Genomic DNA, 3,478 nt, shown 5'->3' with positions numbered 1-3,478 from the left:
CCCGAAGGATAGTTTAACGATCCGTTTTAAGGGCAGTACGATCGGTGTGCAGGATATGATAGGGCCTTCATCTGCAGGAGCATTAATAACGATTGATGGCAAGCAAACCATCCGTAAGCTGCGCTTTGACCGCCATGGCAGCTGGTTCCGGCGCAATTTCTATTTCCTGGATCCTCTGCCGGATGGTGAGCATACCATTGTATTTAAGCTGGATCCGGCCCCCATCAATAAAACCAAAATAGTTATTCCCTCAGAGCTGGGTGATACTGCGAAGTACCAGCCTAACTATCTATACATCGGCAAGATCATGCTGGTAGGGGTGCCAATTAATAATTAAGAATTAATAATTAATAATCGGGGATGTGTGCAGTACATGCAAAGGATGTATTCATTAATTAGCGATCATGGATACAAAAATCCTATTATTCATTAATTAACAATCAGGATTACATGGAATACAAGTAAAGGCCATTATTCAGTAATTACTTATACTTATACTACACGCATCCGTGATTATTAATTATTAATTCTTAATTATTAATTCAACAGTTCCCATCTATGTCGCAGCCGTTGCTGCTGCCAGTGTTGAGCTCCTGCTCGGTAAAAGCCCGCTGCAGCGCATTCAGGAAAGTAGCTTCGGGTTGTGCGCCCGATACGGCATACTTACGGTCTATCACAAAAAAGGGAACACCCCGCGCGCCCAGCGCTGCGGCTTCTTCCACATCGGTTCGTACAGCATCGGCAAACCTATTGCCTGCCAGCGTGGTTTTAACTTCGGCTGCATCCAGGCCAATATTAGCGCCCAGCTGTGCAAGCACTTCGTGGTCGGCAATGTTCTTACCTTCTGTAAAGTAGGCTTTGAACAGGCTTTCTTCCGCCGCATCGCCTAAGCCATGCTGCGCTGCCAGGTGCGAAAAGCGGTGTGCGTCAAAGGAATTGGCTACTACTGCTTTATCAAAATTGTATTGCAGCCCGGCATCGGCAGCCATGGCTGTTACCTGGTCGTTCATTTGTTTGGCGTGTTCCAGGGTAAATCCCTTACGTTCCGCCAGGTATTCATGAATGCTGCCGGTACCGGTGGCAGGCAGGGTAGGATCCAGCTGGAAACTTTTCCAAACCACCGTTACATCTTCCTTATGCTCAAACTGCGCCAGGGCGTGCTCAAACCGGCGTTTACCAATGTAGCAGAATGGGCACATCACATCTGACCATATTTCAACTTGCATATTTGCTTTATTATGAGAGTTTTGTAAAATAGATGTTACAACATCAAAAATACGTATATTTGCTTACCAGTGGTTAGTACTTACCTTAAGGTTAGCGCTTACCAAAGGGTAACTTAAAAATACAGGCTTTATGTTAGGACCTGAAGGACAATTTGCTACCAAAGAGCAAACAGAAGAATGCCTGGGTGCATTAAGCGCCGTGCAGGATGCATTATATGTGTTGAACGGTAAATGGAAGCTGCCCATTATTATTGCGCTGGGTGAAGGTAATAAACGTTTCGGCGAATTACAGAAAGCAGTGAAAGGTATCTCCGCCAAGGTGCTGTCGCATGAATTAAAGCACCTGGAGCTCAATGAATTTATACGCCGCCATGTATATAATACCATGCCGGTATCGGTTGAATATGAGTTAACGCCCTATAGCGCTACCCTGCGTAATGTAATAGAATCCCTGCGTGAGTGGGGCACACAGCACCGTCATAAGATCCGCGCACGCGCTAAAGAGAAAAAAGCGGTAGGCGTTTAAGCTATTTTCCTTAAATTCGGAATAATCAATCAAAATCACAGACCCTTAGTGTAGCACATCGGGAGGGGCTGAAAGGAAGCGGGTAATCCCAATCGGTTACAGTAAAAACCTTTTTATCAAAACACATACCTGTATACTGTAACCCTTGTAGCGAATCGAATCAAATTTTACCGGATCTTAAAACAGGCTGTACCTGCAGCCTTATTGTCGTTTGTATCAACCGAAAATCAATCGCTATGCTAAGAATCAAAAAGCACATGTACTGTCCGTTGCTGGGCCTTTCCCTGCTTTTATTAAGCGTTACACAAGTATTTTCACAGGTAACCACTGCCACCCTGAGCGGCATTGTAAAAGACCCTAAAGGCACACCGCTGCCCGGGGCAACCGTGCAGGTAGCCTATGTCAATGCCGGTATTAAACAGGGGCTGCAAACCAGGTCAGACGGGCGTTTTACCGTTCCCAACCTGCGGGTAGGCGGGCCTTACACCGTAACGGTAACCTTTATGGGTTACCAGGAAAATGTAATGGATAATGTGTACCTGGAGCTGGGCCTGAACAATTCCGTGGAAATACAGCTGCAGGAAAAAGCCGTAGAGCTGAAGAATGTAGTGATCACCGGGCAGTCCACCGTATTCGATAATAAAAAGACCGGCGCGTCTACGAACATCAACAGCCGCACCATCCGCGCGCTGCCTACTATTTCCCGCTCCGCAGATGATTACCTGCGTTTAACGCCCTCGGCCTCCTTTACGTACAATGGTTTATCCTTTGCAGGGCGTAACGGGCAGTATAATAACTTTTCACTGGATGGTGCAGTGTTCAACAATCCTTTTGGGCTGGATGCCCCTACACCAGGCGGGCAAACCAACGCAACTCCTATTTCCCTGGATGCTATTGACCAGATCCAGGTGAATATTGCGCCCTATGATGTAACACAGGCGGGCTTTACCGGCGCGGGTGTGAACACGGTAACCAAATCAGGCGACAACAATATTTCCGGTACCGTATATGGTTTTTACCGCAACCAATCCCTCACCGGCTCTAAGGTAGATAAGAACAAGCAGGTGGTGCCTGACCTGAAACAGCTGCAGGCCGGCTTTTCGCTGGGCGGTCCCATTATAAAGGATAAGCTGTTCTACTTCGTGAACTTTGAAACAGAACAGCGCAGCGACCAGGCCAGCAGCTATGTAGCACAGAACAGCAGCAATGTGGGCCTGCCGAATACTTCCCGGGTGCTGGAATCAGACCTGATGCAGGTAAGCAGCATTCTGAAAACCCGTTTTAATTACGATACAGGTCCTTACCAGAACTTCACACTGGACCAGAAAAGTTATAAATGGCTGTTTAAGGCAGACTGGAATATCAGCCAGAACCACCGCCTTTCATTCACCTACAACGGGCTGCAGGCCAGCAAGGACAAGCCCGCGCATCCCAGCGCCATTGGCCGCCGCGGGCCGGACTATACTACTTTACAGTTCCGCAATTCGGGGTATGAAATGGTGAACCAGCTGCACTCTTTTGGTGCGGAATTGAAATCCAGCTTTGGGAGCAGCTACGCCAATAAATTAAGAGTAGTGTACACGTTGTTCAGGGATAAACGTAACCCGTTCTCAGCGCCTTTCCCCGTGGTGAATATTTCCAAGAATGGCGTACGTTATATTATTGCCGGGCATGAACCGTTTTCCATTAACAACCGCCTGAACCAGGATGCCTTCCAGGTTACCAA

At 47.5% G+C, this 3,478-nt stretch carries 4 protein-coding genes; 3 read left to right on the top strand and 1 reads right to left on the bottom strand.

Annotation, left to right across the window (positions count from 1 at the left end):
- A partial coding sequence (locus VIM87_RS27745) for a hypothetical protein (protein ID WP_332000133.1) occupies positions 1–337 on the top strand: 337 nt, incomplete at its 5' end.
- 205 nt (positions 338–542) lie between these two features.
- Here the strand turns inward: VIM87_RS27745 and VIM87_RS27740 are convergent.
- Complete coding sequence (locus VIM87_RS27740) at positions 543–1,226, bottom strand: DsbA family oxidoreductase (protein ID WP_332000132.1); 684 nt, start codon at positions 1,224–1,226, stop codon at positions 543–545.
- Between the two features lie 130 nt (positions 1,227–1,356).
- Here VIM87_RS27740 and VIM87_RS27735 point away from each other — a divergent pair, with 130 nt between their 5' ends.
- Positions 1,357–1,752, top strand: a complete 396-nt coding sequence (locus VIM87_RS27735) for a helix-turn-helix domain-containing protein (protein ID WP_332000131.1) — start codon at positions 1,357–1,359, stop codon at positions 1,750–1,752.
- A gap of 236 nt (positions 1,753–1,988) precedes the next feature.
- Positions 1,989–3,478, top strand: a 1,490-nt coding sequence (locus VIM87_RS27730) for a TonB-dependent receptor (protein WP_332000130.1), incomplete at its 3' end; no start/stop codon positions are given.

Origin of the sequence: Chitinophaga sp., assembly GCF_036569125.1 — a bacterium.
Classification (GTDB): domain Bacteria; phylum Bacteroidota; class Bacteroidia; order Chitinophagales; family Chitinophagaceae; genus Chitinophaga.
This window is presented reverse-complemented; position numbering and strand designations above follow the sequence as displayed.